The sequence below is a fragment of the Aeribacillus sp. JST-2 genome (assembly GCF_056032925.1).
This window is the reverse complement of sequence record NZ_JBVVUU010000076.1, coordinates 1-4,469: the sequence shown is the minus strand read 5'-3', so window position 1 is coordinate 4,469 and position 4,469 is coordinate 1. Positions and strand designations below refer to the sequence as shown.

5 protein-coding genes are annotated in these 4,469 nt (G+C 33.3%); 4 read left to right on the top strand and 1 reads right to left on the bottom strand.

The features are described 5' to 3' along the window. Nucleotides 1–834 precede the first annotated feature (834 nt). The 4 genes from AC0KTX_RS16400 to AC0KTX_RS16385 all read left to right on the top strand — a co-directional run bounded on the left by AC0KTX_RS16400 (nt 835) and on the right by AC0KTX_RS16385 (nt 3,975). On the top strand, nt 835–1,239 hold the full coding sequence (locus AC0KTX_RS16400; protein WP_066251015.1) for a hypothetical protein: 405 nt from the start codon (nt 835–837) through the stop codon (nt 1,237–1,239). A gap of 54 nt (nt 1,240–1,293) precedes the next feature. Further along, nucleotides 1,294–2,016, top strand: a complete 723-nt coding sequence (locus tag AC0KTX_RS16395) for a TNT domain-containing protein (RefSeq protein WP_066251017.1) — start codon at nt 1,294–1,296, stop codon at nt 2,014–2,016. Continuing rightward, a complete protein-coding gene (locus AC0KTX_RS16390) occupies nt 2,013–2,654 on the top strand; it encodes a hypothetical protein (RefSeq protein ID WP_066251020.1) in 642 nt (213 codons plus the stop codon). The genes AC0KTX_RS16395 and AC0KTX_RS16390 overlap by 4 nt, the downstream gene beginning before the upstream one ends. 157 nt (nt 2,655–2,811) lie before the next feature. Beyond that, entirely contained in the window at nt 2,812–3,975 is a 1,164-nt protein-coding gene (locus AC0KTX_RS16385; protein WP_474253129.1) for an IS256 family transposase, read from the top strand. A gap of 126 nt (nt 3,976–4,101) precedes the next feature. Here the strand turns inward: AC0KTX_RS16385 and AC0KTX_RS16380 are convergent, their stop codons facing one another. Further along, on the bottom strand, nt 4,102–4,344 hold the full coding sequence (locus AC0KTX_RS16380; protein WP_474253128.1) for a hypothetical protein: 243 nt from the start codon (nt 4,342–4,344) through the stop codon (nt 4,102–4,104). Nucleotides 4,345–4,469: the final 125 nt, after the last annotated feature.

The window sequence follows — 4,469 nt, the reverse complement described above, 5'->3', positions numbered from 1 at the left end:
GTCAAATGATAATTTTGTACTTCCCAAAACCATTTACATCAAGCATTTAAACAAGATTTTGGACTGCGAAAGCTGAGTTAATAATTAATGGAAATTAAATTTGACCGTAATAAATGGTTCAGAGAAGAGGGGCTTTTGAATCCTTTTTATGTTATCCATGATAATAAAGAGCCAATATTGTAACAGGTTCGGAAGTAATATTTAATAATGAAAGTGATGCCCTTGATAACTTTATAAAAAGGCTTATAACAGTAAAGTTGTTATTTTAAGATTAGCAAGAACAATAAGGTATTTAAGTAATAGAAACATAAAATATTTTCTGTCAATAAATGTGGTAGAGCATAAAATTTTTTAATAGAGGGATCGACAGAATTTTTGAAGGGCTGTCCAGAAAGTCAAATCGCCATTGAAAACAAAAAATCATAAACACCGATATATCAACTTTTCTAAAACATTAATGGGGGTGTCAATAAGCCGTAAAAACGACTTATTAGACACCCCTTTTTTCCATAAATAGACAATCCTATCAAATTACCGAGGTGAATAAACATGATCAGAAAAGGCCGTTTCGCCACTTATAAGGGAAAAGAATATGAAATGACTCGTAATATGGATGGAAATCTAATAATAATAAGTAGGATCCAGAATCGTTAAAGTTGGGATTTGTGGATAAATATAATAGAGAGTTCCTGAATGGAAATTTAAAGGTTACTTTGCTCCAAAAGATGGGGCTGAATTGTATGAAGTAATCAATGGAAAAGAATTTTTACGCGCTATATATGATGAAGACGTTGGTAGATTTGTTCCGATACAATAATTACTGGAGGGATTATTTTGAAAAAAGGATTATATGCCAAATATAAAGGTGAGGACTATAAGGCTAGATTAATAGAGAATAAAGTTAGGTTAATTAGCTATAATGCAACAAATTTAGATAAGGGGTTTAACGAAAAAAAATATCCAGATAATTATGACATTAGTAATCTCCCTAGAGTGTATATTAAAGAAGTTGAACAGAATGAGATAGAAGATATTTATGAAATAGAACTTATTGGAGTGATTGATGGACTAGAGGTGCAAATATTAAATGAAAATGTTAATGAATATCTTGTTGCTACATCTGATGTTACAATAGGAGTTGAGTTAGATCTAGACAGAAAAGATCGAGATACATTTATGGATTGGGTGCCAAAAAGTAGAGTTAAAACTATAACACATAAGAAATCAGTCATACTCTGATTTTCACAAGGTGGGAATTTACTAAACATCGAGTAGGAGGCTAATGAATTAGAAGTGCCGCAGCATTTGAAAATCGGCGCAGCAAACGGTGCGTTGCAAGTCGGCCGATTCGTAGACAACGCCATAACAAATCTGAAAAATGCGATCCCTGACCGGCAAATGGGATTCGCCATGGAAGGGGTTGGGGATGTTAAGGTTCCGGCGGAAAATACGCATGCGGTGGAAAACAAAATCCGGGCATACTTGAGCAAGGTCGATGGGGTGAATTTGGAGGACATAAAAGAAATTAAAGATAATTCAAAAGGTTTAAGTCCAGGTGATAAAGCGAAAATTGAAAAATGGATGTATCCACCCAGTGAGGAAAAGTACCTTAAATATAAAGATGTATATGATAATCCAAAATATTATAATCAAGAAACTGGAGAAGTAATATGGCCTCCAAATGATGGATTCGCAGAAGAACCGGTTGACACAATCCTGAAAGAAGGAATGTTAATAGATAGATATGGAGAACCAACTGGAGGCTTCTTTTCTCCAAAGGGTGTTCCGTATGAAGAGAGAGCGCTCGCATTGCATAGTGACGAAGCAAACTATTACGTTTATAGAGTATTGGAAGACTTTAGTGTTAAATCTGGTAAAGCTGCGCCTTGGTTTGGCAGACCAGGCGGGGGAACACAATTTGTAAAATACCATGAAAATGGGAAACCTTATACAATTAATGAATTAATTGAAGAAGATTTAATTGAACTTGTTTCTGTAAGGAAGTGGAGTCCATGATGAATGTGCTTGAACTCTTAAAGAAGGATCCTAATCTTTTTATCGTTGAAAATGATAACCAATCGTTAAAAGAAGTTTCTGTCTATCAAAAAAATTATGATAAAGACAATGTGTATTTCGATATGTCTATAAGATGTAAAACTGATATTGTCAACAAAAAAATGAGATTATATGAAGTCCAAAGAAATAAAGAATTTTTGATTGGACAATATGCCGATTCGGAATTTGGCCAATTGGCATTTTATATAGTTGTGTATAGTTACTTTAATCAAGATAAACCAAGTAATAGCGTAAGAAAAATGCTGCGAAATATAGGAGAAGATGTTAATAAAGCAAATAAAATCCTTGAAGATCATATAGGGAAAAATTATTTTTCTTTGTATAGAAAAGAAATTGGAAAAATAAATATTGATAAAATAAATGACGATCGTTGTGATGTTTTTTACTTGTCTCTTGAGAATAATATAATCCCAATTGTCCGAAACAAAAGATTGACAAGTGCATTTGTGATAATTTATAATTATGGCTTTTATTTAAAGCAATTTGACTCCTTAATGAAAAAGATCATTTCACATTACAATTTAAAATTAAAGAAAGAAGAAACAGAAGAATTAAAGAGATTGTATTTAAAAAAATAATTACAGCGGTGATAGTTACGAAACTGATTTAATTTATCATAAACACTAAAATAGATGATGTATAAAATTTTGTGTAAGCAAATTTCTAGATAAATAAAAATAGGTAGGGTATTCTCAGATTTGCGACCAAACAAATTGAGAAAGGATGACCCTACCTATGTCTAGTAGTATACCTAACTCTGACTTCGCAAATCAACTAGAAAATATGATTCGTGAGTTTGTCAAAGAAAAATTAGAGCTCATCATGAAAGAAGAAATCAAAAACTTTCTAGAAGTAGAACAGAAGGAGGTTCATAACTCCAGAAATGGGTATTACACCCGTTCTTTGGATACTAAGTATGGAAAAATTGATCAGCTTTATGTTCCACGAGATCGAAATGGGGATTTTCAAACCCAACTATTTGAACCTTATCAACGCCGCGATGGTTGGCTCGAAGAAGCGATTATTAAAATGTACCAAAGTGGGATGAGCACTCGAGAAATCGGTAAATTTATCGAACGAATTCTTGGTTCTAGTTACTCCCCAACCACGATAAGCAATATTACAGATGCGACGATAGAAGACATTCGAAAATGGCAACAACGTCCACTTAATAAGCGTTATTCTGTCCTTTACCTAGATGGCTTATATATAAAAGTCCGTCGTGATACGTATGCGAAGGAAGTCATTTATATCGTCCTTGGAGTCAATGAAGATGGCTATCGAGAAATATTAGGCTTCTATGTTGGAGGTCAAGAAAGCGCTCTTGGATGGCAAGAAATTCTTCAAGATTTATATCAGCGTGGAGTAAAAGAAGTATTACTTGGCGTGTTTGATGGTCTTAATGGCTTAGAAGAAGCTTTTAAATCTGTCTATCCAAAAGCCGATGTACAACGATGTGTCGTGCACAAAGTCAGAAATATATTAAATAAAGTCAGAAAGAAAGACCAAATAGAAGTGGCAGAAGATTTAAAGCTCATTTATCGTGCCACGACAAAAGAAGCAGCGATACAAGCATTTCATGAATTCGAGAAAAAGTGGTCCAAAAAATACGCAAGAGAAGTACAATCATGGGAAAAAGATTTAGACGTTTTACTCACGTTTATGAAATATCCACTAAGCATACGAAGTGTCATATACACGACAAACGCGATCGAAAGAACCATTAAAGACATACGTAAACGACTAAAGACGATGAACAGTCTTTCAAGTATAGAAGCTGCGGAGAAAATCACGTACTTGACCATTCAAGACTATAACGAAAAATGGTCGAATAGAAAATTACGAGGTTTTTCAAACGCCTATCAAGCCCTACAAGAAATGTTCGAAGAAAGATACTAAAATTTGTAAGTATGTAAGGATATATGAAAGGACGTGCGTTTCCCACTAGGAGACTGAATATTCAGTCTCCTAGTGGGAAACAGATAAATGAATTTATTATCAAATACAGCATAATCTGAGGATACTCTATAGAACCTTACACAAAATTCTTGACGTTACCATTCTAACAAAATCTTTAAATTGGGATATTAAATCTTTTACACATTGTTCGCTTTTATATTCTTTGTTTCCGTTCTTAACAATATCTAATCTCATATAAATCTGTTTTAATACAGTTTTAGCCTCATCTTCTGTCAAAGAATCAATACTTTTTAAAACTTCATCATATTGCTTTACCGCATTTTCATCGGCTAATTTATTTTCAAACATCATACTCCTCCCTCTATAAATGTTGATATATCAACGGTTGTAGCCGTCTCAGGGGTGTCAAAAAAATATTTTTCGACAAAGTTTCTAACATTATTTCTTAAATATGTGTATATCTTACATTGACG